Consider the following 22,857-nt stretch of genomic DNA (forward strand, 5'->3'; position numbering starts at 1 on the left):
GGCGAAGGCCATGCCCAGGCGCAGGCCGGCCAGCCCCCAGGCCTTGGAGAAGGTTTGGAGCACGACCAGATTAGGAAATTCAGCAAGGCGCGAAGTCCAGCTCGGGGCGGCCGCGAAATCGGCGTAGGCCTCATCGACCACGACCAGCCCGAGATCGTGATAGGCGATGCCCTTCGCCGCCACCGCTCCGGTGCCGATCACGACCCGCACCGATCCGTCTGCGAGCCCGGCCTTCACCTTCTTCCTGTCCGCCGCGCTCGACAGCCGGGAAAGCCCCGCGACGACGATACCGCTGTCCGCGAACCGCGCGGCGAACGTTTCCAGATGCTGGCGCGCCAGGACCGTGGTCGGCGCTGCGATCGCTACCTGGCGACCCGCCAGCGCGACGATTGCCGCCGCGCGCAACGCGACCTCGGTCTTGCCGTACCCGACGTCGCCGATCACCAGCCGGTCCATCGGCCGGCCTGAGGCCAGGTCGGACCGGACCGCCTCGATGGCGCGCGCCTGATCCGCGGTCTCGGTATAGGGGAACCCCGCGGCAAAGCGCTCGTACGCCGCGGGCTCGGGCTGCAGCACCGGCGCCTCACGCTTGGCGCGCTCGGCCGCCAGCTCGGTCAGCCCGCGGGCGCTTTCCGCGATCGCGGCGTCGATCGCGCCGCGACGCTTGATCCAGCTGGTGCCGTCGAGCTTGTCGAGCGTCACCGCGTCGGCATCCGCGCCGTAACGCCAGATCCGATCCGCTTCGGCGACGGGCACGAGCCGCTTGCCGCCATCCGCATAGTCGAGCGCGATCGCGTCGCCGCCCTCGACGCCGTCGATCGCGGGAATGGGTTCGAGGCCCGCGACCACGCCGATGCCGTGATCCTCGTGAACGATGACGTCGCCGACCCGCACCTCCCCGACATCGAGCAGCCCCGTATCGCCGGTCGCGGTCACCGCGTCGGGGCGTTCGGCGCGGCTGCCGAGCAGGTCGGCCGCCGCGATCGCGACGATGCCGTCGCGACGGAAACCGCTCTCGACCGGGACTGGCATCGCCAGCAACGCGCCGCTGCTCGCCTTTTGCAGGTCCGGCCAGCTCGCCGCGTCCTTGATCTCCAGCTTCAGCCGTTGCGCCAGCCGCGGCTTCAGGAATCGCAGGTCGCGCGCGCTGCCGAGCACCGCGACCCGGTCCCCGCTCTTGCGCGCCGCGGCGACCATCGTCGCCAACACCTTCAGCGGCGCCCGTTTTTCAACGAAGCGCGGCGGCGGGTCTCCGGCGCGATCCAGGCTGGCCGCATCGCGCTTGGCCAGTGCCCGCTGCCATTGTTTGTCGCCGATCAGATCGCGCGCCAGCGACGCGTCACCACGCTTGGCGATGTCGCTGCCGAGCGCCAGCAGGCGCCGACGCCGATCTTCCGCCGCCGCGGACACGATGACCACCGCGTCGGGAAGATGGTCGAGCAGCGTGGTCGGCTCGTCGCCCAACGAAGGCTCCGCGACCTGGCCAAGTTCGAACCTCTGGCAGTCGCTCGTGGTACGCTGATCCGCGGGGTCGTAGAAGCGGATCGCGGCAATCTTGCCGTCCGCCGCCTCGACCCGCAATGGCTGCTGCGAGTCCGCCGGAAACACGTCGAGCACATTGCCGCGCAGTGCCGCCTCGCCCGGCTCGTCGACCCGCTCGTCGGCATAATAGCCGATCCCTTCGAGCGTCGCGAACAACGCCGCGAGATCGACCGGCGCATCGAGATCGATGCTCGGCGGCGCCGCGTCGAACGACCCCGGCTGCGGATAGGCGCGGGCAAGCGCCTCGCCGGTGGTGATCAGGGCGATATGGCGGTCCCCTGCGACGATCGCGCGCCGCAATCGCCGCAAGGCCGATACCCGTTGTCCGACATTCGACGGCGATGCCGGCGCTTCGTCACCGGGCAGCGCATCGCTCGCCGGGCAGCAGATCACCACGACATCGGGCATAAAGGCCGAAAGCGCCTGCGCGATCGCGATCGCGGCGGATTCATCCCCCGCCGCGTAGATCAGGTCGGTGTCGATCGAGCGCTCGGCGAGCGCCGCGGCCACCTCGCCGGGGGACATGGTGGTGATCGTCGGCGCGATCGTCAGCGCCTCCACGGCAGCAGCGGATTTCGATGACATCGAGCGTAAGCGACCTTTAGTGTCGGGCCTTTCGAAACGGGCCTGATCCGCCGCCGTTCCACGCATCGCTTTGATCCAAGTTAAGGTGCCCGAAAGGCGCGGCACCGTCGCTGGCCAGCGGCGTTGGAGGGCGCATGGTATCGCCTCTTACTTCCGTGGCGGAAATCGCCGCCCCCGCCGCGACGATGATCGCGGCGATGATGACCGCCGCCAATTTCAGCCCGCGCGTGACCGGCTGGGGCTTCGTCGTGTTCACCATCGGCTCAATCGGCTGGTGCGTGATCGGCATCGCGTCGGGGCAGCAGAACCTGCTGCTCAGCAATGCCTTCCTGACGCTGGTCAACCTCGTCGGTATCTGGCGCTGGCTAGGGCGCCAAGCGCGTTATGCCGACGGCAGCCGCAAGGCGACGTTGCGCAGCCGGGCGGAACCGGGATCGCAGATCGTCCCCGTCAGCGGCCTGACCGGCAGCGACGTGCTCGACGCCAAGGGCGACAAGGTCGCGACCGTAGTCGATGCCATGGTAACCTGCGATGGGGTATCGCTCGCTTATGCGGTGATCAGCGTCGGCGGGGTCGGCGGGGTCGGCGAGCGGCTCCACGCTCTCGCCCCCGAGGCGATGACGCTCAGTCCCGACGGCATCCACACCGCCTTGGACGAGCGCACGCTGCAGGCGCTGCCGGAGATCGAGATCGACCACTGGCCGACGCGGGTGCCGGCAATGGCGGATTGACCGCTTGCGTCCGGCGGCGCGGGCGGTAACCATCGCATCTCCTCGAAAGGGCTGCCCGATGAACCGCTTCTCTACGCTTCTCCTGATCGCATCCCCCGCGCTGATCGCCGCGAGCAGCCCGCAGGTCCCGGCCGCGATCGCCGCCGCGGTCGCCGCGCCGACCCGCACGCCTGCGAACGTCGCGCGCGACCGTTATCGCCATCCCGCGCAGACGCTCGCCTTTTTCGGGGTCAAGCCGACCGACACGGTCGTCGAGATCTGGCCTTCGGGCGGCTGGTACACCGAGATCCTCGCGCCGCTCACCGCGCGCGCGGGCACCCTCTATGCCGCCGGCCCTGGCGAAAAGGGTCTGAACGGCATTCGCGCGCTGCAGGCCAAGGACGCCACCACTTATGGCAAGGTTCGGCTGGCTGCCTTCCCCGCCACGGCGGGTTCGCCGGGCGTGCCGGACAACAGCGCCGACGTCGTCCTCACCTTCCGCAACGTTCATAACTGGCGCTTCGGCGGTCAGGATCGCGCCCGCGAAACGTTCGCTGCCCTGTTCCGCATGGTCAAGCCGGGCGGGACACTCGGCATCGTCGAACACCGCCTGCCCGAGGCGCGCGACAGCGGCGCGGAGGAAAAGAGCGGTTACATGAAGACCAGCTCGGTGATCGCGTTCGCCACCGGCGCCGGGTTCAAGCTCGCAGGACGGTCTGAGATCAACGCCAATCCAAAGGATACCGCGGACTGGCCCGACGGCGTATGGACGTTGCCGCCCAGCTACGCGTTGAAGGACGTCGATCGCGCAAAATATGCAGCGATCGGCGAAAGCGATCGAATGACGCTGAAGTTCGTCAAGCCGCGCTGATCCGATCGATCGGGCAGCGAACCCAATCCGATGTTGCGCGTTCGTTTCGTGCAACATCGGAGAATTCGCATGCCTAGCCAACAAGATGTCCTCCACTCGGTTTTCGTCACCGGCCTCAAGAACGCGCATGGCGTCGAGCATCAGGCGCTGGGGCTGATCGACCGACAACTCGATCATCTCGCCAACTATCCCGAGGTCGCGGACATGCTTCGCCAGCATCGCGGCGAGACCGAACAGCAGATCCAGCGGCTCGAAGAAATCCTCAGCGGCTTCAACGAGAGCCCCTCGGCGCTGAAGGATCTCGGCCTCTCGCTGTCGGGGAACATGGCCGCACTCGCCCACGTGTTCGCGCCAGACGAGATCCTCAAGAACAGCTTCGCCAACTTCGCCTTCGAAAATTTCGAGGCGGCGGCGTATAAGTCGCTGATCACGCTGGCGGACGCCGGCAGCTTCGTCAGCGCAACCCCGCTGCTGCAGACGTCGTTGCGCGAAGAGCAGGCGATGGCCGCCTGGATCGACGAGAACAATGCCTCGCTGACGATGAAGTATGTCGAGCGGCGTGCCGCGGGCGAGACCGCGAGCCACTGACCGGTCCGTTTCGATCCCCTCGCGTCCGTTATTTTATTCGACGGATGCGAGGGCGAAACGCCGCTGCCGATTTTCCGCTTAACCCCGTCCATATCCTGCCGTTCTAGCATTTGGTTGCTTGGTCCTTCCGCTCTGGGGGCGGCGGGGAGCACCGATCAGACGGAGATTTGGACCATGACTGTTATCGCTTCCAACATCTCGGCGCTTCGCTCGGCGAACGCGTCGATGAAGGCCAATACCATGTTGTCGACCGCGATGGAGCGGCTCTCGACGGGCAAGCGGATCAATTCGGCCAAGGACGACGCCGCAGGGCTCGCGATCGCCTCGTCGATGACCGCGCAGGTCCGTGGCATGAACCAGGGCATCCGCAATGCCAACGACGGCATCTCGATGATCCAGACCGCGGACGGCGCACTCGACGAAGTCACCAACATGGTGCAGCGCATGCGCGAACTGGCGGTACAGGCCGGCAACGGCACCTATTCGGAAGACGACCGCGCCAACATCAAGGAAGAAATGGACGCGCTCGGCAAGCAGATCAACAGCACGCTGACCAACACCACGTGCAACGGCGTCACCCTGTTTCCTGAAGATGAGACGGACGTCACGGTACAGGCCGGCGCGGTCAAGGCCGACGCGGTCGTTATCAGCTTCGGTGGTGTGGATGTTTCGGGCGTCGCTAGCGCCGATGGGTCCGAGGTTGACGTCAGCGGCACCACCTACGAATTCGACGAAGAGGCTTTCGACACCGCGCTGACCAACGTCACCACGGCACGCGCAAAGCTCGGCGCTTCGCAGAACCGGCTGCAGTCGGCGGTCACCAACCTGACCTCGAACGCGACCAACCTGTCGGACGCCAAGAGCCGCATCGAAGACGCCGACTTCTCGGCTGAATCGACCGCGCTCGCCAAGGCATCGATCCTGAGCCAGGCATCGACCGCGATGCTCGCTCAGGCGAACCAGAGCCAGCAGAGCGTGCTCCAGCTCCTGAAGTAATACGGCGTTTCCGCCGCCGACACCGCCCCCCAAGGGTGACGGTGGCGGACCACAGCGAACCCCGGTGGCGATCACGCCGCCGGGGTTTTGCGTGTGTGGGGCTGGTGTTGCGGTTCGCGGAGTTGGCGTTTGCCCCTCCCTTCAATCAGCCTGACGGCTGCCATTTTCCTCTGGCGGGAAGGAAGCAGAGCTGGACGACTGCAAGTTGCACCAGCCGTCTTGTCCGTCATCCCCGCGCAGGCGGGGATCCAGACTGGCAAGCGTTGCGGCTGACATACTGAAGCCAGCCAGTATGGATCCCCGCCTGCGCGGGTATGACGAGGGGTTAACGCAAGTCATCCCGCTTCAAGGAGGCCGCTCAACTCCTCCCCCGCCAAGCAGGTGGGACGGCGTAGCCGTGACGGAAGCGAAAGTAAGCGGGACGCGTGTCATCCACGCATCGCCGATGCCCACTCACCCCACCCGGTTCGCCACCAGATCGTCGACCACTGCCGGATCCGCCAGCGTGCTCGTATCCCCCAGGCTACCCACGTCACCTTCGGCGATCTTGCGCAGTATCCGCCGCATGATCTTGCCCGACCGGGTCTTCGGCAGCCCCGGCGTGAACTGGATCGCATCCGGCGTCGCAATCGGCCCGATCTCGGTCCGCACCCACCGCACCAGCTCGTCGCGCAGCGCATCGCTCGGCGCGTCGCCGGCGTTCAGCGTGACATAGGCGTAGATGCCCTGCCCCTTTACCTCGTGCGGGAAGCCGACCACCGCGGCCTCGGCGACCTTGCGATGCAGGACCAGCGCCGACTCCACTTCGGCGGTGCCCATCCGGTGACCGCTTACGTTGATCACGTCGTCGACCCGTCCGGTGATCCAGTAATAGCCGTCCTCGTCGCGGCGGCAGCCGTCGCCGGTGAAGTACGCGCCGGGATAGGTGCTGAAATAGGTCTGGAAGAAGCGTTCGTGATCGCCCCAGACGGTGCGCATCTGCCCTGGCCAGCTGCGCGTGATCACCAGATTGCCCTCCGCCGCGCCCTCCAGCACCTTGCCCTCGGCATCGACCAGCTTGGGTTCCACCCCGAAGAACGGGACCGTCGCACTGCCGGGTCTCAGCGCGGTGGCGCCCGGCAGCGGCGTGATCATGTGCCCGCCGGTCTCGGTCTGCCACCAGGTATCGACGATCGGGCAGCGCCCCTCCCCGACTACGCCGTGATACCAGCGCCACGCCTCCGGGTTGATCGGCTCGCCGACCGATCCGAGCAGCTTCAGCGAAGCACGACTGGTGCGCGCGACATGCTCGTCGCCCTCGCGCATCAACGCGCGCAGCGCGGTCGGCGCGGTGTAGAGCTGGTTCACCTGGTGGCGATCGACCACCTCCCAGATCCGCGACGGCGTCGGCCAGTTGGGCACGCCTTCGTACATCAGCGTCGTCGCCCCGTTCGCGAGCGGACCATAGACAATATATCCGTGCCCGGTGACCCAGCCGACATCGGCCGCGCACCAGAACACGTTTCCATCGCGATAATCGAACACCAGATCGTGCGTCATGCTGACCCACAGCAGATACCCGCCGGTGGTGTGGAGCACGCCCTTCGGCTTGCCGGTCGATCCCGAGGTGTAGAGGATGAACAGCGGGTCCTCGGCGCCCATCGGCTCGGGCGCACAATCGGGCGCCGCGGCGGCCATCAGTTCGCCGTACCAATGATCACGGCCCGGCTGCATCGTCACTGCGCCGCCGCTGACCTTCACGACGATCACGGTGTCGAGGCTGGGGGCGAGCGCCGCGGCGGCATCGACGTTCGCCTTCAGCACCACCTTCTTGCCCGCGCGGCAGCCCTCGTCGGCCGTGATGACGATCCGGCTGTCGCAATCGGTGATCCGTCCCGCAAGCGCGTCGGGGGAGAAGCCGCCGAACACGATGGAGTGGATCGCGCCGATCCGGGTGCAGGCGAGCATCGCCACCGCCGCCTCGGGGATCATCGGCAGGTATAGCGTCACCCGGTCGCCCTTGCGGACGCCGCGATCCTTCAGGACATTGGCGAAGCGGCAGACCTCGGCATGAAGCTCGGCATAGGTGATGTGGCGTGGCGTCGCGGCGGGATCGTCGGGTTCCCAGATGATCGCGACCTGATCGCCCCGTGTCGCGAGATGGCGATCGAGGCAATTTGCCGAGACGTTGAGCACCCCGTCGCCGAACCAGCGGACCCCGAACCCCGCTTCGCTGAAGTCGCTCTCGTCCGCCCGCGTCGGCGCGCTGATCCAGTCGAGCCGCTTCGCCTGTTCGAGCCAATACCCCTCGGGATCGACCAGCGACCGCGCGTAATCCGCGGCATATCGCTCGGCATCGACCTTGGCGTTCTGCGCCCAAGCCGCGGGCACCGGGTAGATCTCGTCCTTCACACGCCACTCCCAACTATCGGCCTACAACCAGCCCGCTTTCTTGAAGCGAACGTACAGCGCGGTGCAGACGATCGCGATCACGCCGAGCACGACGAAATAGCCATATTCGGTCTTCAGCTCGGGCATATGTTCGAAATTCATGCCGTAGATGCCCGCGATCGCGGTTGGCACCGCGAGGATCGCCGCCCAGGCGGCGAGCTGGCGGGTGATTGCACCGGTGCGCTGCTGTTCGAGCAGGTTGCTGAATTCGAAGACCGAGGCGAGCACGTCGCGCAACCCGTCGGTCATCGTCTGCACCCGCCGGACATGATCGAGCACGTCGCTGAAATACGGCCGCGTCTCCGGATCGATGCACGGCAGATCGAGCCGCACTAGCTTTCCCGCGACCTCACCCATCGGCACCAGCACGCGACCGAAGCGGATCAGTTCGCGGCGCAGGCGGAAGATCCGCGTCACCTCGTCGCGACCGAGAAACTTGTCGAGCGTCGCCTGCTCCATCGCCAGCACCTCGTCCTCGATCGTCTCGATCACCGGTAGATAGCCGTCGACGATGAAGTCGAGGATCGCATGGAGCACGTAATCCACGCCGTGCATCAGCAGCGTCGGCGCCGCCTCCAGATGCTCGCGCAGCGCCTTGTGCGAGCGGGCGGAGCCGTGGCGGACGCTGATGATGTGGCTGTGCCCGACGAAGAGCGCGGTCTCGCCATAGGCGATGTTGCTGTCCTCCAGATGCGCGGTGCGCGCGACCACGAACAACTGGTCGCCATAGACGTCGAGCTTCGGCAACTGATCGGCCTTCACCGCGTCCTCCACCGCGAGCGGATGGAGATCATATTTCTCCTGCAGCGTGCGCATCTCATCGTCGCTGGGATCGCAGATACCGATCCAGACGAATTCTGACTTGTCCGACGGGCAGTCGATCTTCTCGTCGATGCTGACCTCGCGCACGCGCTTGCCGCGGCGGTAATGATAGGCGGCGACGACGGTCATCGTGCGGGCATCGTGCCCGGCCGCAGATAGGCGAACATGTGCGCGACGTAATCCGCCTTGCCGAGATCGACGCCCTCGCTGCGCAGGATGGCGTAGGCGGTCATGACGTGGAAGTAGAATTGCGGCAGCGCCCAGTCGCGGACATATTGCTCCGCGGTCAGATCGAAGATCATGCCCATCGGCAATGCGTGCACGATCGGCGCCTGCGGATCGATGTCGGGTATCGTCGTCGCCAGCCCGGTGACCGCCGCCACCGTCTCGTCGATCCGGGTGATCGCATCCGCAAGCGAGCCGGGACGATCGGCGGCGGCGCGTCCTTCGTCGAGCAGGACCTGGACAGCATCGGGCAGCTCTTCTCCCCGGAGCCGGTAGATACCCTCATAGGCCTGCACGCAGGCGAACCGGATCTGGGTCGACAGCGGGAACATATCCGCCGCGAGCCGCGCCGGCGCCAGCGTCTCTGACCGCTCCTCCGCCTTGGCCAGCCAGCCAGCGAGCGCCTTAAGCATCTGCACATAGGTGGGCACGAGCATGTCCGACAACTTCACGGGTGGTCCTCTTGCGGCGCGGCGATCCTGTCGCTCGCGCGCTACCCTAAAGTGTGTCGGATCGCGGCGCCACCTGCGCCTCACTCATAGCGCAGCGCCCTCACCGGGCTCGTCCGCGCGACCCGCACCGCGTGGGTCGCGATCGTCGCCACCGCAATTCCGAGCGCGAGCCCGCCGGCGAGGACGAACGGCACCGGAGTCAGCGCGATGCGATCGTCGAAACCGTTGAGCCAGTCGCGCATCACCCACCACGCGATCGGCCAGGCGATCAGGTTGGCGATCAGCACCGGCCGGCTGAACTGCCACACCAGCAACTGCACGATGTCGCGGGTGCGGGCGCCGAGCACCTTGCGAATGCCGATCTCCTTGGTGCGACGTTCGGCGGTGAAGGCGGCGAGCCCGAACAGGCCGAGGCAGCCGATGATCACCGCCAGCAACGCGAAGGCGCCGAACAAGGTCGCCCGCGCAGACTCCCGGTCATATTGTTCGCGGACGATGTCGTCGGCGAAGCGTCCCTCGAACGGCACTTGCGGAATGGTCCGCTCCCACACCGCCTCGACCTGCTCGCGGATTGTCGCCGGATTGCCGTCGAATCGAATGATGATGTCGCCGAAGCCGTTGCGGCGCATGGTGTAGATGATCGGCTGGAGCGGATCGCGCAGCGAGCGGAACCGCGCATCGGCGACGACACCGACGATCGTGAGCGGCAGCTGGCCATATTCGGACGGCAGCATGTCGCCTACCAGCGGCTTGCCGATCGCGTCCTGCGGGGAGCGGAAGCCGAGGCGCCGGGCCGCTTCCTCGGTCACGACGACGTTCGCGCCGCGCTGGGCGAGGGCGCGCACCGCCGCCGCATAGCCGGGATCGCTCTGTTTCGGCGTGGTGGTGTCGTCGCGACCGCGGGTTTCCGACAAGGCGCGGCCGGCGACGATCTTCATCCCCATCGCCTTGAAGAAATCCTGCTCGACCGAATAGTCGCCGAGATCGACGCGTTGCATCGTGCCCGGCAGGTAGACGCTGGTGATCGAATTGCCACCGGGCGCGACCCCGATCTGGCTGCGCGCGGCGGCGGTGACGCCGCGGATCCGGCGGATCTGCTCGGTCACCTGCCCGTCACGGTCCTCGACGCCGCGATAGCCGAGATTGCCGACCTGGAGCAGCCCGTCGCGGCGGAAGCCCGCATCCGCGGTGCGCGCATAGAGGGTCTGCGAATAGATGATCGCGGTGCAGATGATCAGCGCGATCGACACCGCGAACTGGCCGACCACCAGGATGTTGCGCAGCCGCCCCGACCCTTGCGCGTCCGACGCCGACTTGTTGGCCTTCAGGATCTTCGCCGGTTCGAACCGCGCCAGGTAGAAGGCGGGATACAACCCGCCGACCAGCCCGACCAGCAGCACCAGCGCGACCAGCGGCAGCAGGATCCCGCCCGCCCCGACATAATGGAGCTTGATGTCGGCATCGAGGAACGCGTTGAAGGCGGGCAGGAGCAGCTCGACCGCGGCGAGCGCGACGATCATCGCCACCACCGCGACCAACACCGATTCGGTTAGGAACTGGGTGATCAGCTGTCGCTTCGACGCGCCCAGCACCTTGCGCAGCGCGACTTCGCGGGCGCGCTGCGACGCACGCGCGGTCGCCAGATTGGTGAAGTTGACGCACGCCATGCCGAGCACCAGCACCGCGATGACCGCGAAGGTGGTGACGGTGAAAGCGTCGTTGCCCGGGGTGATCGACGCATCCTGCGCCTCGCCCAGATGAACGTCACGGATGTTGGTCAGGCGATAGTCCTGCGTGTCGCCGGGATTGGTCTTGAGCCCGCCGCTGACCTCGTCGGGAATGTTGCGCTTTTCCCAGGCGGGCATTTGCGCGTGGATCAGCGCGGCATCGTCGGGCGAGCGCAGCTTGAGGTAGTTCCACCCCTGCTGGCTGTTCCAGATCGTCAGGACGGGCAGCCGGTCCGCGAACTGCACGCCGAGATCGAACCGCGCGATCGCGTTGGCGGAGAAGCTGGAATTCTTCGGCCAGTCGGGAAACACGCCGGTGACGCGGTAATCCACGTTGCCGGCATTATCGACGATCGTCAGCGTCTTGCCGATCGGGTCGGCATCGCCGAAGCGGCGCTTGGCTTCGCTCTCGCTCAGCGCGATCGAATGCGCGTCGGGCAATGCGGTCCTGGCGCTGCCGCGGATGAAGGGGATGTCGAAGATCGCGAACAGATTGCCATCGGCCATCCGCAGGTCCTCGATCTCGCCGGCGCGCCCATCCTGGATCACGACGGGCGAGAAGCTGCGGATCCACACCAGCTGCTCCACCTGCTGCGGATAATCTTTCTGCAGCGCGCGGCCCGCGACGATCGCGCTGACCTGGAGGTGCATTTCCTCGCCGCCGGTCTCGGTCGCCTTGTAGTTGGTCTGGAGCTGGAACACCCGGTCCGCGCCCGGCATCCAGTCGTCGTAGCTCCGCTCGTAGCGCACGTAGAGCAGGATCAGCACGCAGGCCGCCAGGCCGATCGCCAGCCCCAGGATGTTGATCAGCGCATAGACGCGGTTCTTGGTCAGCGCGCGGATGCCGACGGTCAGGTAATTGCGCCACATGGCGGGTCTCTCCGGATCGAAAGGGATGTCAGGCGGCGCGGCGGCGTTCCTGGAGGATGCGGCCGTCGAGCATGTTGACGATCCGGCTGGCATAGTCGGCATGCGCGGGCGAATGCGTGACCATCACGATCGTCGAGCCCTGCTCGTTGAGCGTCTGGAGCATCCGCATCACCTCTTCGCCGTGATGCGTGTCGAGGTTGCCGGTCGGCTCGTCGGCGAGGATCAGCTTGGGTTCGGCGACGAGCGCGCGGGCGACCGCGACACGCTGCTGTTGTCCCCCCGACAGCTGGCCCGGACGATGCCGCGCGCGGTGCGCGATCCCGACCCGGTCCATCGCCGCATCGGTACGCCGCTTCCGCTCCGCCGCCGATACCGGATGATAGAGCAAGGCGAGCTCGACATTCTCGCGCACGGTCAGTTCGTCGATCAGGTTGAAGCTCTGGAAGATGAAGCCGATGCTCTGCTTGCGGAACTCGGCGAGCTGGCTCTCCGACAGATTGGCGACCTCGCGCCCGTTGAAGGTGTAGGAGCCGCCGGTCGGCCGATCGAGCATCCCCACCAGGTTCAGCAACGTCGATTTGCCGCACCCCGAGGGACCCATCACCGCGACGAATTCGCCGTCGTCGATCGTCAGGTCGATCGAATCGAGCGCGGTCGTCTCGATCGTGTCGGTGCGGTAGGTTCGCGTGAGTGCGCGCATTTCGAGCATGAGGCGTCCTTTCACTTGGCGGTAAGGTCGAGCCGATCCTTGTCGGCGAACCCGGTATAGGGGGAGGTGATCACGCGCTCGCCGGGGTCGAGCCCGTCGAGCACCTCGATCAATTGCGGGTTGCGCCGGCCGAGCCGCACCGGGCGCTTGACCGCGCTGCGGCCGTCCGCGGCGACGACGAATACCCAGTTGCCGCCGGTTTCGGAGTAGAAGGCGCCGTTGGGGATCAGCCGGGCCGGCGCCGGATCGCCGAGCGTCAGGCGGGCTTGCAGGGTCTGGCCGCGCTGTATGCTGGTGGGTTCGGCGGCGGTGAATTGCAGGTCGAGCTGGAACTGGCCGTTCTGGACCTGCGGATAGATCTTGGTGACCTTCGCGGGATAGGTCCGGCCGCCGACGTCGACGCTCGCCTTCTGCCCGGTCTGGACGCGGCCGAGATAGAACTCGTCGACGCCGGCTTGCAGCTTATTGCGGCCGGGACTGTCGATCTGCGCGATCCGCTCGCCGCGCTGAAGCGACTGGCCGACCTGGATGTTGAACCCCGACAGCTGGCCCGCGACCGGCGCGCGCAGGTTGAGCGCCTCCAGATTGGCACGGGCGAGCGCCAGGCCCGATCGCATCGACGTCATCGATGCACGCTGCTGGCTGAGTTGCCCTGCCTGCAAACGCTCATCGGTGGCCTGACTGCGCTGGAGCACCGAGACGCGGCGCTGCTGGTAGGCGAGTTCGTCGCTGGTGTCGTTGAACTGCTTGCCGCTGACGAAGCCTTTGTCGGCGAGCGGCCGTTCGCGCTCATACTGGCGCCGCACCTTGGTCGCGGCGAGCCCCGCCTCCAGCACCGCGCGCTCGTTGGCCAGCCGGGTCTGCGCGAGCGCCAGTTCCTGGCTGCGCATGTTGTTGATCTGCTGCTCGACCTCGGTCTGGCGGGCGAGCGTCGATAGCTGCAACTCGGCATTGGAGAGCACCGCGATCAACTGCCCGCGTGCCAGCGTCGCGCCATCCTCCGCGATGACCTGTTCGACCCGGCCACCCTCGATCGAATCGATATAGACGGTGAGCAACGGGGTAACGCGCGCGCGCAGGGGGATGAAGTCCTCGAACTGCCCGGTCTTGACGGTGGAGATCGTGACCCGGTCCGCGCCGACCGCCTGGCTGGTCCCGCGCGGGGCGAACCACCAGAACAACCCGGCGGCGACGATGATCGCGACCGCGGCGATGGCGAGCTTGAGACGCGGCGACAGCCGCCGCGTCTCCACGGTGCGATCCATGTTGCTGCCGGCGACGGGTCCGTCGCCCGCGGCGGGGTCGCCCTTTAGATGGAGCACGCTCACCGATCGATCCCGAGCAGCAGCGCGAAGCCCGACTGTCCGGAATCGAACGCCCCTGTCCGCAGACGAACACTGGCGCCGTCGCCCGACAGCGACAGGCGGAAGGACGCGATCTCGATGCTGGCGGCCCAGCGCGGTGCAGGCGTGACGCTCCACACCAGCAACACCATGCCGACCAGCGCCAGCAGCCTCATCGTCGCGGTCTTCTTGGGGTCGGTCATCGGCTGCGGTCCGGCGTTGGAACTAGGTTGCACGGATCATCGCACGAAGCGTGCCAGACGACCTTTGCAGGACAGGCAACAGCCGCCGCGATGCTGGCATGGAAATTGATTGTCCGGATCCGCACAGCAACTGTACGGGATGGGCCGGATGTCACGCGCGCCGGAATTCGATTTATGCATCGTCGTCGACGACGACGAGGACATCCTCGTCGCGGCACGGCTGCTGCTGCGCGGCGTGTTCAGGGAGATCATCACCGTCAACGGGCCCGAACGGGCGATCGCGGCGGCGGCGGGACGCGAACCCGACGTGATCCTGCTCGACGCCAATTTCGGCCGTGCCGCGACCGATGCGCGCGAAGGTTTCGCGCTGCTCGATCGACTGCTGGCGAACGATCCCGAGCTGATCGTGGTGATGATCACCGCGCATGCCGGCATCCACATCGCGGTCGAGGCGATGAAGCGCGGCGCGACCGATTTCGTCTCCAAGCCGTGGGACAATGATCGGCTGCTCGCGACCGTGCGCACCGCCGCCGCGCTACGCCGCTCGCGGCGCGCGGTCGTCGATGCGGCGCCTGCCACCCCTTCCCCCTCCTCTGCCCCGGCCAAGGGATCGCCATTGATCGGCAGCGCGCCGTCAATGGCGCGGGTCCATTCGCTGATCGCACGCGCCGCGCCGACCGACGCCAACGTGCTCGTCCTCGGCGAGAACGGCACCGGCAAGGAACTCGTCGCGCGGGCGCTGCACCAGCAATCGCTGCGTGCCGACCGGCCGATGGTCACGGTCGATCTCGGCGCGATCACGGCGGAGCTGATCGACTCCGAGCTGTTCGGCCATGTGAAGGGCGCCTTCACCGATGCGCGCGCCGATCGTGTGGGGCGCATCCAGGCGGCCGACGGCGGCACGCTGTTCCTCGACGAACTCGGCAATCTGCCGCTCCACCTCCAGCCCAAGCTACTGACCGCGCTCGAACAGCGGCAGGTCACGCCGGTCGGCGCCAATCGCCCGATCTCGGTCGATATCCGGGTCATCGCCGCGACCAACCTGACCTCGGCGATGCTGAACGACGACCGCTACTTCAGGCAGGATCTGTTGTTCCGGCTCAACACCGTCGAGATCGACCTGCCGCCGCTGCGCGAACGCCGCGAGGACATTCCCGCCCTGCTCGATCATTATCTGGATCATTATGCGCAGCGTTATCACCGCAGCGTGCCGGCGTTGACGCCTCGGGCGCGCGCGGCGCTGGTCGCGCACGACTGGCCGGGCAATGTCCGTGCGCTGCGTCATGCGGTCGAGCGCGCGGTGATCCTGGCGAACGACGCGCCGCTCGATTGCGCCGACTTCCCGCTCGCCGCCACACGTCGGCACATCGCGCCCGAGGCGGTCGTCACGCCCGCAGCCGATCTCAACCTCGACCGCGTGGAGCGGCGCCTCGTCGAGGAAGCGCTCCGCCGGCACGGCTACAACATCTCGGCGGCGGCGACCGAGCTCGGGCTGTCGCGCGCCGCGCTGTACCGGCGGATGGAGAAGCATGGGCTTTGACGCTCGCTTCACGCTGGTGCTCGCGGCGTGGGTGGCGGCGCTGCTCGTGGCGCTTGGCGGCATCCTGGCGGCGTTCGCGATCCCGGATCTAGTCGCGGCGCGGATCGTCGCGATACTGCTGCTCGCGGGTGCGCTCGCCGGGCTCTGGTCGCATGTCCAGCGAACCAACATCGTCCTCGCACGGTTCGTGGAGGCACTGCACCACGGCGATCTCGCCGCACGGTTCGACCGGCGGGGCGGTGCGGGCTTCGCGGACCTGGCCACCGCGCTCGACGATGCGATGCGCCGGTTGCAGGCGGACACCGCCCGTTTCGCGCAGGACCAGCGCTATCTGGAGGCGTTGATCGACGACATGCCGGTCGCGCTGCTGACCGTCGGCGCGGACGGCGGCGTCTCGCTGCGCAACCGTGCCGCGCGGCAACTGTTCACCGCACAGGCGGGCGTTCGGCCCGCGGACTTCGCGGTCTATGGCGCGACCTTCGCCGCTCGGCTGGCGGGCGAGCCGGGGCCGGCACGTGAGCTGGTGCTCATCGATCTTCCCGACGGGCCGCAGCGGGCGGCGTTGCAGAGCGCGACCGTGCACCGGCTGGGGATGCCGATCCGCGCCATCACCGTGCTACCGCTCCAGGGAACGCTCGACGCGATCGAGATGGCGGCGCAAACCGATCTCGTCCGGGTGCTGACCCACGAGCTGCTCAATTCGCTGACCCCTGTCACCTCGCTGGCAAGGACCGCGGCGGACGCGCTCGCGGCCTCCCCGGTGGATCACCAGACCGCGCAGACCGCGATGGCCACGGTGTCGCGGCGGATCACCAGCCTGCACCGCTTCATCCAGAGCTACCGGTCGGTAGCCAGCGCGCCGATCGTCCGGCTCCAGGCGTTTGCGGCCGACGTCTTCGCCGATGAGCTGATCCGCATGGTTGGGCTCGAATGGCCCGGAACTAGCTTCCACGCGGAGGTCGATGCGTCGCTGATGCTCCACGCCGACCCCGATCTGCTCGCCCAGGCGCTGATCAACCTGCTGCGCAACGCGGCCCAGGCGGCCGCCGGCGCCGACCAGCCGCACGTCACGCTGCGTATCACCGCCGAGCGGGCCGGCGGCCTCTCCCTATCGATCGCCGACAACGGTCCCGGCGTGCCCGAGTCTCTCCGCCGGGACATCTTCCTGCCCTTTTATACGACCCGTGCGGAGGGCACCGGGATCGGCCTCAACCTCGTCCGCCAGATCGTCGTCGCGCATGGCTGGAGCATCGACGTCGAACACAGCGACGACGGCGGCGCGCGCTTCGTGCTGCGCACCGCAGGCGCCGCCAGTTAGGGCGTCGTAGCTCCGAACTAAGCCCGTCGACGCTCGGCGATCCAGCCATCGACCTGGCGTTCGAGGATCGGCAGTGGCAGCGAGCCCGATCCGATCAGCAGGTCGTGGAAGCCGCGGATGTCGAACTTCGGCCCCAGCTCGCGCTCGGCCTTGCGGCGTAGCTCGATGATCTTGATCATACCGATCTTGTAGCCGGTCGCCTGCCCCGGCAGCGTGATGTACCGGCGGACTTCCGACCGGCCCTGGTCGGGCGCCGCACGGCCGGTGTTGACGAGATAGTCGATCGCCTGTTGCTCGCTCCACCCCTTGGCGTGGATACCGGTGTCGACCACCAGGCGCGCGGCGCGGAATAACTCGGCATCGAGCCGCATGAAATCGTCCGACGCCTCCGGGAAAGCGCCCATCTCCTTGCACAATGCCTCGGCATACAAGCCCCAGCCCTCCCCAAACGCAACGTAGCGGGTGCTTTGCCGAAATTTGGGGCCGCCGGATTGGCCGACCTGGATGTCGCCCTGCATGACGTGGCCGGGCACGCCCTCGTGACACATCAGGTCGCGTAGCGCCGATGGCGGGGTCGCGTCCGTAGTGCCGAGCAGGTGCACATAGACCCGACCGGGACGTGCGCCGTCGCGGCTAGGCCCTGCCGCATGCGCCGCACCGCCGGCGACTTCGCTGAACGACGGCTCGCGAATCACTTCCATCGCGTGAACCGGCAGCTTGCCGAAATACTTGGGCAGCAGCGTGCGGTTGAAGGTCAGCGCGTCATTGGCGTCCTTCAGATATTTCGCGCGCAGTTCGTCGTTCCAAGGCACCACCGGGAAGCGGCGGCCGATCTCCGCATAGAAGGCCTGACGGTCCTTCATGCCGGCGGCGCGGGCGAGCGCGTCCTGCTCGCCTTCGATCCGCTTGACCTCGGCCAGCCCGATCTGGTGGATCCGCTCGGCGCTGAGATCGGTGGTGGTGTTGAGCTTCAACGCAGCGGCGTACCACGCGGCGCCATTGGGCAGCGTCAGCGCGCCGAGCCGTCCGCTCGGGGCAGTCGGCAGGTCCGCCTGCGCCCACGCGATCACGCGGTCATAGGCCGGCTTGATCGTCAGCAGCGCGGCGCGCGTGTCGGCGAGCAATGCCGCCGCCTGCGCCGCATCGACCTTGCCGCCCGCCTAGAGCTTGGCGACCTTGGCCTTGGCGTCGGCCCATAACGGCGAGTCCTTTGCGTCGTCGAACGGCGCCCCGGTCACGATCGCGCGACTGCCGGTGACGACGCGCTCCATCTGGAACTTGGGCGCGCGCACGCCCGCGGCATCCGACGTGCGGCTTTGCTGCACCGCGGTGTCGAGCACCGCCGGGATCGCCCTGAGCCGCGCGGCATAGGCGCGCATGTCGTCCGCATCCTGGACTGTGTGCGTGTTGATGAGGAAGTTCGGCAATTGCGCATGTGCGGAATAGAGGAACGAATAGAAGGGCGGCGCCTGCATCCGGAAGCGGTAGCTCAACTCCGCACGGTCGAGCTCCAGCGCCCAGATGTCGTAATTGACCTGCGCGTCCGCCGAGAGCTTGGCGCGGTCGAACCCCGCCTTCATCCGGGCAGTGCTCGCCCGCCGCCACGCCAGCCTGCGCAACGCCGCGGCGTCGCTGATGTCGTCGAGCCGGTCGCGGCCCTCCTTCAGGCCGAGCTGCGTGGCGAGCTGCGGCCGTTCGCGCAGGTCCTCGGCGAACTCCTTGTCCAGGAACGCGTAGAGGCGTGCGTCCTCAGCCGGCACCGGAGCCACCGCGGTCGTCGGCACTTGCGCAGCAAGCGCCCCGGGTGTGGCGAGCACGAGGGCGGCGGCTGTGAGCGAAGGCAGTCTGCGCATTCTGGTCCCCTGATCGGTGTCGACGCGACCCTATCGTCGTGATGCGCGGTGGTGAAGCGCTAACGAGGCTCGACAGCCAGGCTCCGGAAACGCACCTGCTCCGACGCGTTGATCCTTCCCCATCAGGAGAGAGACGATGACCGACCACAAGAAGAAGGGCGACTTCCAGAAGAACGGGAAGGATGATGAGGGCGGCAACAAGAAGCAGGACAACAGCCACAACACCGCGAGCAAGGACAACAACCAGAACGCTGGTCACGGCGGCCACAAATAGCGCATTAGGGTGGACGCGGAGCTGGTATCTGCCCGGTCACGTCGTCGTCAGTGGCGGCGACAGCCCCGCGATCCCAGCTTCGGTCCCGGCCAGCCGGATGCCCGCTGCCGGTTCCCCATCAGTCCACCCAATCCTGCTGCAACGTGGATGACGCTGCCCACATCAGCAACCCCGCCAACAGGTATAATCCCAACCCCGCCAGCATCGCGTACCGCAGCGCCTCCGCGCCGAACTGCGCAGTCATCGCGTCCGACAGCGCGCCGAGCAGCATGGTTCCGGCGCCGAGCCCGATCAGGTTGTTCACCAGCAGAAAAGTCGCGGACGCCGTGGCGCGCATATGCGCGGGCACCAGATGCTGCACGGCGGTGACGACGGGGGCAAGCCAGACATAGACCAGCCCCTGCGGCACCACCCAGGCGAGGAACGCCACCGTGCTCGACTGCGAAAGGATGCCGATCGCGAATAGCGGCACCGCGATCAGGAAGCAGATCGCGGGTAGCCGCGCATACCAGCCGCGATCGCGCGCGCCGAGCCGGTCGCCGACGAAGCCGCCCGCGAGCACGCCCGCGACGCCGCCAATCAGCAGCAGTCCGCCATAGAAGCGGCCGATCTCGCCTAGGTCCATCCCGAAGCTCCGCCCGAGCAGCGACGGGAGCCAGAAGGCGAGCCCGTAGCCGAGCATCGAACTCGACGCCGCCCCGAAGGCGAGCAGCCAAAAACTACGCTTGCGCGCGAGTATGCCGAAGACACGCGCGATCGGCTCGGCGTCGGCGGACCGTGTCGGCCGGGCGGGCTCGCGCACGACCAGACGGAAGATCGGCGCGACCAGCACCCCGGCGGCGCCGACGACTACGAACGCCGCGCGCCAGTCGATCGTCGCCGCGATCCAGCCGCCGAGCATCACGCCCGCGGCAGACCCGAGGGGGATGCCGAGGGAGTAGACCGCCAGCGCTCGTCCGCGCTGTCCCGCGGGAAAATAGTCGGTGATCAGCGCGTAGGAAGGCGCGACGCCGCCTGCCTCACCGACGCCGACGCCCAATCGACACAGGAAGAGCTGCCAGAAGCCCGTGGCCGCGCCGCACAAGGCGGTGAAGCCGCTCCACACGGCGAGGCTCACGGTGATGACCCAGCTCCGGCTGGTGCGGTCCGCGAGCCAAGACAGCGGGATCGCCAGCGTCGAGTAGAGCAGCGCGAACGCGAGGCCGCCAAGCGCGCCCAACTGAGTGTCGCTCAGCCCCAGCTCGGCCTTGATCGCAGGCGCGAGGATGCCGAGGATCTGCCGGTCGACGAAGTTGAACGTGTAGACGAGCAGCAGCATCGCAAGCACGATCCCGCGGTAACGCCCCGAGGGCGCCGTCATCGTCTCGTGCTGCATTGCCGCCCCTCGCCCTTCGCTTACGACCGACGCGCCTTAGAACTTGGCGGTGACGGTGGCGAACACCTGGCGCGGGTTGCCGTAATAAGCGGTGAGAACGCCGGTGCCGCCCAGTGTCGAGACGAGCTGCCCCGCACCATTTCGGAGGAACGCGCCCGATCGTGGATCCTGCGCCAGGAAGTTGTAGCCGGACACGATGTAGCGCTTGTCGGTGAGGTTGCGCCCATGCACCCCGATCGAAAAACGCTTGTCGATGTTGTAGATCAGGTTCGCGTCGATCAGCGCGTATCTGGGCTGATCCAGCCCCGGCGTACGCAGCTCGAACTGTTGGGTACGGCTGCGATAGGACCCGGTCACGCTTGCGTCGACCGATCCCTCGCCGACCGGGGTGGTGAAGGACAGCGTGCTGCTCGCGGTCCATTTGGGCGTGTTCTGGAACGCGCGGAACTCGGCGACGTCGACCGGCTGGTTGGCGATGTTGCCGATGAACTCGTCATACTGCGCATCGATATAGCCGAGCGTCCCGGCATAGGTCAGCCGCGTGCCCGCCGCGGTGCGGACCAAGGTCGCGGTCGCCTCCGCCTCCGCGCCATTGATCGTGGCGCGGCCCGCATTGGTGGTGATGCCCGCGAAGGTCGGTATGCCGCCGACGATCACGCCCGCGGATCCCGGCACCTGCACGTCGCGGTAGCGCGAGTGGAAGCCGGCGAGCGCCAGCGTCGCGCGCCCGTCCAGCAGCGAGCCCTTATAGCCGATCTCGTAGCTGTCGACCGTCTCCGGATCGAAGCTCAGGAAGGTGAAGATGTCCTGCTGGTCGCCGCCTGCACCGCCCACCCCGTTGCCGTTGAAGTCGGGCGCTGCCGTCCCGACGCCGCGCGGATCGAACCCGCCGCCTTTGAAGCCCTTGGCGTAGCTTGCGTAGAGAAGATGGTCGCCCGTCGGCGTGAAGCTGACGCTGGCGCGCGGCGTGAACTTGTTGAAGTCGCGCTTGCCCCTGAAGTCCGTCTGCCGCGCGATCGGTGCGGTGGTGCCCCCGAAAAAGGGCGACGAGCCGAGATAGACATTGCGCTGCACGATGCTGTCGCGCTTGTCCCAGGTATAGCGACCGCCGACCGATACGCTGAACATGTCGGTCAGGTCGTAGGTAGCGTCGGCGAACACCGCGACGGTGTCGGTGCGGACGTCGCCGAAGGTCAGCGCGGTGACGGTCGCGGGCAGCCGCACGTCGAACACCGTGCGTGCCTTCGCATCGAGATAATAGAGCCCGGTGAGCAGGTTTAGGCTGCCGGTATCGACCAGGAACTGCACTTCCTGGCTGAACTGTTCGTTGTTGTAGAAGGCGGGGACGTCGACATCGACCGTCGGCAGTGCGTCGAAGTCGATCGGACTGGAGGAATCGTCCTTGCGGTAGCCGGTGATGCTGCGGAACGTCAGCCATTCGGCGGGCTTCAGTTCGGCAAAGAACGATCCGCCATAGGCTTCGACGTCCTGCGCCGGCGCGACCAAGCCGCCGCGCGAGTCGTAGACGTCGTCGAGTACCGGCGCGACGACGGCCGGGTTGATGCTCGGAATCAGCCGGTGCCCGCCACGCGGTTCGCTGCGGTCCTTGGTATAATCGGCCGAAAGGCGGAAGAACGCCTCGGTGGATGGTTCGAACTGCAGCGTGCCGCGGCCGGCCCAGATATCTTTGTTGTAGTTCTCGCGCCCGGTGGTGAGATTGTCGCCGAACCCGCCGCGGGACAGCCGCGCGACCGCGCCGCCGATCTTGAAGCCCGTGTTGCCGAGCGGCGTCGAGGCACTGATCACGCCGTCGGCCTGGTCATAGCTGCCATAGGTTGCGCGCAGGCGTAGCGTCGGGTCGTCGCCCAGCCGCCGCGTCACATATTTGACCGCGCCGCCGATCGTGTTGCGGCCATAGAGCGTGCCCTGCGGCCCGCGCAGGATCTCGATCCGTTCGACGTCGTAGATGTCGAGCACCGCGGCCTGCGGGCGATTCAGGTAGACGTCGTCGAGATAGATGCCGACGCCTGCCTCGAACCCCGCCACCGGATCCTGCTGACCGACGCCACGAACGAAGGCGGTCAGCGTAGAATTGGTGCCGCGGCTGGTTTCCAGGGTCACGTTGGGGGTGATGTTCGACAGGTCGGTAACGTCGAGCGCGCCGGACGCCTCCAACTGCGCGCCGCTGAAGGCGGAGATCGCGATCGGCACGTCGAGCAGCGACTCTTCGCGGCGGCGCGCGGTGACGACGATGTCGGCGCTATTCAGGTCGGCGGCGTCGGCGGCGGTGTTGTCGTTCGACTGCGCTTGGGTCGGCGTCGGGGCGTCCACCACCTGCGCTGCCAAAGGCGAAGCGGCGAGAGCGCCGAGGGTGGTCCCCAGGTGCAGGAATGCGCGGAGCTTGGTCATCGGTCGTCCTCCCCT

General features: G+C 67.3%; 17 protein-coding genes and 1 pseudogene. 7 read left to right on the forward strand and 11 right to left on the reverse strand.

Translation table 11 applies throughout. The features are described 5' to 3' along the window. Positions 1-2,193 (reverse strand): aminotransferase class I/II-fold pyridoxal phosphate-dependent enzyme (locus ACFE77_RS09905; protein ID WP_375421475.1); only part of this gene is annotated, 2,193 nt, incomplete at its 3' end. Between the two features lie 68 nt (positions 2,194-2,261). Between ACFE77_RS09905 and ACFE77_RS09910 the strand changes: the two genes are divergently transcribed. From ACFE77_RS09910 to ACFE77_RS09925, 4 genes are all read left to right on the forward strand, one after another. Further along, positions 2,262-2,858, forward strand: coding sequence for a PRC-barrel domain-containing protein (locus tag ACFE77_RS09910; RefSeq protein WP_375421476.1), 597 nt, complete (start codon positions 2,262-2,264; stop codon positions 2,856-2,858). A 58-nt stretch (positions 2,859-2,916) separates the two neighbouring features. After that, positions 2,917-3,708, forward strand: a complete 792-nt coding sequence (locus tag ACFE77_RS09915; RefSeq protein ID WP_375421477.1) for a class I SAM-dependent methyltransferase — start codon at positions 2,917-2,919, stop codon at positions 3,706-3,708. A 69-nt stretch (positions 3,709-3,777) separates the two neighbouring features. Then, positions 3,778-4,296 carry a ferritin-like domain-containing protein gene (locus ACFE77_RS09920; protein WP_375421478.1) on the forward strand — a complete coding sequence of 173 codons (519 nt, stop codon included), beginning with the start codon at positions 3,778-3,780 and terminating at the stop codon, positions 4,294-4,296. A gap of 174 nt (positions 4,297-4,470) precedes the next feature. After that, positions 4,471-5,292, forward strand: a complete 822-nt coding sequence (locus tag ACFE77_RS09925) for a flagellin (RefSeq protein ID WP_375421479.1) — start codon at positions 4,471-4,473, stop codon at positions 5,290-5,292. 453 nt (positions 5,293-5,745) lie between these two features. Here ACFE77_RS09925 and acs read toward each other — a convergent pair whose 3' ends face one another. The 7 genes from acs to ACFE77_RS09960 form a co-directional block, all read right to left on the reverse strand. Next, positions 5,746-7,683, reverse strand: a complete 1,938-nt coding sequence (acs, locus tag ACFE77_RS09930; protein ID WP_375421480.1) for an acetate--CoA ligase — start codon at positions 7,681-7,683, stop codon at positions 5,746-5,748. Positions 7,684-7,704: 21 nt separating this feature from the next. Next, positions 7,705-8,673, reverse strand: coding sequence for a magnesium/cobalt transporter CorA (gene corA, locus ACFE77_RS09935; RefSeq protein WP_375421481.1), 969 nt, complete (start codon positions 8,671-8,673; stop codon positions 7,705-7,707). Next, positions 8,670-9,221: a DUF1993 family protein gene (locus ACFE77_RS09940; protein ID WP_375421482.1), complete on the reverse strand. Its 552-nt coding sequence runs from the start codon at positions 9,219-9,221 to the stop codon at positions 8,670-8,672. Before ACFE77_RS09940 ends, corA begins: the two co-directional genes overlap by 4 nt. Positions 9,222-9,301: 80 nt before the next feature. Next, on the reverse strand, positions 9,302-11,818 hold the full coding sequence (locus ACFE77_RS09945; RefSeq protein WP_375421483.1) for an ABC transporter permease: 2,517 nt from the start codon (positions 11,816-11,818) through the stop codon (positions 9,302-9,304). A 28-nt stretch (positions 11,819-11,846) separates the two neighbouring features. Next, positions 11,847-12,527 (reverse strand): ABC transporter ATP-binding protein, encoded by a 681-nt coding sequence (locus ACFE77_RS09950; protein WP_375421484.1) that lies wholly within the window; start codon positions 12,525-12,527, stop codon positions 11,847-11,849. Positions 12,528-12,538: 11 nt separating this feature from the next. Continuing rightward, positions 12,539-13,855, reverse strand: coding sequence for an efflux RND transporter periplasmic adaptor subunit (locus ACFE77_RS09955; protein ID WP_375421485.1), 1,317 nt, complete (start codon positions 13,853-13,855; stop codon positions 12,539-12,541). Continuing rightward, a complete protein-coding gene (locus tag ACFE77_RS09960; protein WP_375421486.1) occupies positions 13,852-14,073 on the reverse strand; it encodes a hypothetical protein in 222 nt (73 codons plus the stop codon). Before ACFE77_RS09960 ends, ACFE77_RS09955 begins: the two co-directional genes overlap by 4 nt. A gap of 148 nt (positions 14,074-14,221) precedes the next feature. Between ACFE77_RS09960 and ACFE77_RS09965 the strand changes: the two genes are divergently transcribed. Together ACFE77_RS09965 and ACFE77_RS09970 are read left to right on the forward strand one after the other, a co-directional pair. After that, positions 14,222-15,613, forward strand: a complete 1,392-nt coding sequence (locus ACFE77_RS09965) for a sigma-54-dependent transcriptional regulator (RefSeq protein ID WP_375421487.1) — start codon at positions 14,222-14,224, stop codon at positions 15,611-15,613. Then, positions 15,603-16,931 (forward strand): PAS domain-containing sensor histidine kinase, encoded by a 1,329-nt coding sequence (locus ACFE77_RS09970; RefSeq protein WP_375421488.1) that lies wholly within the window; start codon positions 15,603-15,605, stop codon positions 16,929-16,931. The genes ACFE77_RS09965 and ACFE77_RS09970 overlap by 11 nt, the downstream gene beginning before the upstream one ends. A gap of 17 nt (positions 16,932-16,948) precedes the next feature. Here ACFE77_RS09970 and ACFE77_RS09975 read toward each other — a convergent pair. Then, positions 16,949-18,784: pseudogene (locus tag ACFE77_RS09975) on the reverse strand (DUF885 family protein). A gap of 136 nt (positions 18,785-18,920) precedes the next feature. Between ACFE77_RS09975 and ACFE77_RS09980 the strand changes: the two are divergent. Further along, the gene (locus ACFE77_RS09980) at positions 18,921-19,058 is read left to right on the forward strand and encodes a hypothetical protein (RefSeq protein ID WP_375421489.1); all 138 of its coding nucleotides are present in this window, start codon (positions 18,921-18,923) and stop codon (positions 19,056-19,058) included. A 118-nt stretch (positions 19,059-19,176) separates the two neighbouring features. Here the strand turns inward: ACFE77_RS09980 and ACFE77_RS09985 are convergent, their stop codons facing one another. After that, positions 19,177-20,433, reverse strand: a complete 1,257-nt coding sequence (locus tag ACFE77_RS09985) for a spinster family MFS transporter (RefSeq protein ID WP_375421490.1) — start codon at positions 20,431-20,433, stop codon at positions 19,177-19,179. Positions 20,434-20,469: 36 nt separating this feature from the next. Then, positions 20,470-22,842: a TonB-dependent receptor gene (locus ACFE77_RS09990; protein WP_375421491.1), complete on the reverse strand. Its 2,373-nt coding sequence runs from the start codon at positions 22,840-22,842 to the stop codon at positions 20,470-20,472. Positions 22,843-22,857: the final 15 nt, after the last annotated feature.

This window comes from uncultured Sphingomonas sp. (assembly GCF_964243315.1).
In the GTDB taxonomy this organism is placed as follows: domain Bacteria; phylum Pseudomonadota; class Alphaproteobacteria; order Sphingomonadales; family Sphingomonadaceae; genus Sphingomonas.

Bases quoted from the DNA above. Each gene is read 5' to 3' on its own strand.
- ACFE77_RS09965 (WP_375421487.1), top strand. From the start codon at position 14,222: ATGTCACGCGCGCCGGAATTCGATTTATGCATCGTCGTCGACGACGAC.
- ACFE77_RS09970 (WP_375421488.1), top strand. From the start codon at position 15,603: ATGGGCTTTGACGCTCGCTTCACGCTGGTGCTCGCGGCGTGGGTGGCG.
- ACFE77_RS09945 (WP_375421483.1), bottom strand. From the start codon at position 11,818: ATGTGGCGCAATTACCTGACCGTCGGCATCCGCGCGCTGACCAAGAAC.
- ACFE77_RS09960 (WP_375421486.1), bottom strand. From the start codon at position 14,073: ATGACCGACCCCAAGAAGACCGCGACGATGAGGCTGCTGGCGCTGGTC.
- ACFE77_RS09985 (WP_375421490.1), bottom strand. From the start codon at position 20,433: ATGCAGCACGAGACGATGACGGCGCCCTCGGGGCGTTACCGCGGGATC.
- ACFE77_RS09920 (WP_375421478.1), top strand. From the start codon at position 3,778: ATGCCTAGCCAACAAGATGTCCTCCACTCGGTTTTCGTCACCGGCCTC.
- ACFE77_RS09950 (WP_375421484.1), bottom strand. From the start codon at position 12,527: ATGCTCGAAATGCGCGCACTCACGCGAACCTACCGCACCGACACGATC.
- ACFE77_RS09915 (WP_375421477.1), top strand. From the start codon at position 2,917: ATGAACCGCTTCTCTACGCTTCTCCTGATCGCATCCCCCGCGCTGATC.
- ACFE77_RS09980 (WP_375421489.1), top strand. From the start codon at position 18,921: ATGACCGACCACAAGAAGAAGGGCGACTTCCAGAAGAACGGGAAGGAT.
- ACFE77_RS09910 (WP_375421476.1), top strand. From the start codon at position 2,262: ATGGTATCGCCTCTTACTTCCGTGGCGGAAATCGCCGCCCCCGCCGCG.
- ACFE77_RS09990 (WP_375421491.1), bottom strand. From the start codon at position 22,842: ATGACCAAGCTCCGCGCATTCCTGCACCTGGGGACCACCCTCGGCGCT.
- ACFE77_RS09925 (WP_375421479.1), top strand. From the start codon at position 4,471: ATGACTGTTATCGCTTCCAACATCTCGGCGCTTCGCTCGGCGAACGCG.
- corA (WP_375421481.1), bottom strand. From the start codon at position 8,673: ATGACCGTCGTCGCCGCCTATCATTACCGCCGCGGCAAGCGCGTGCGC.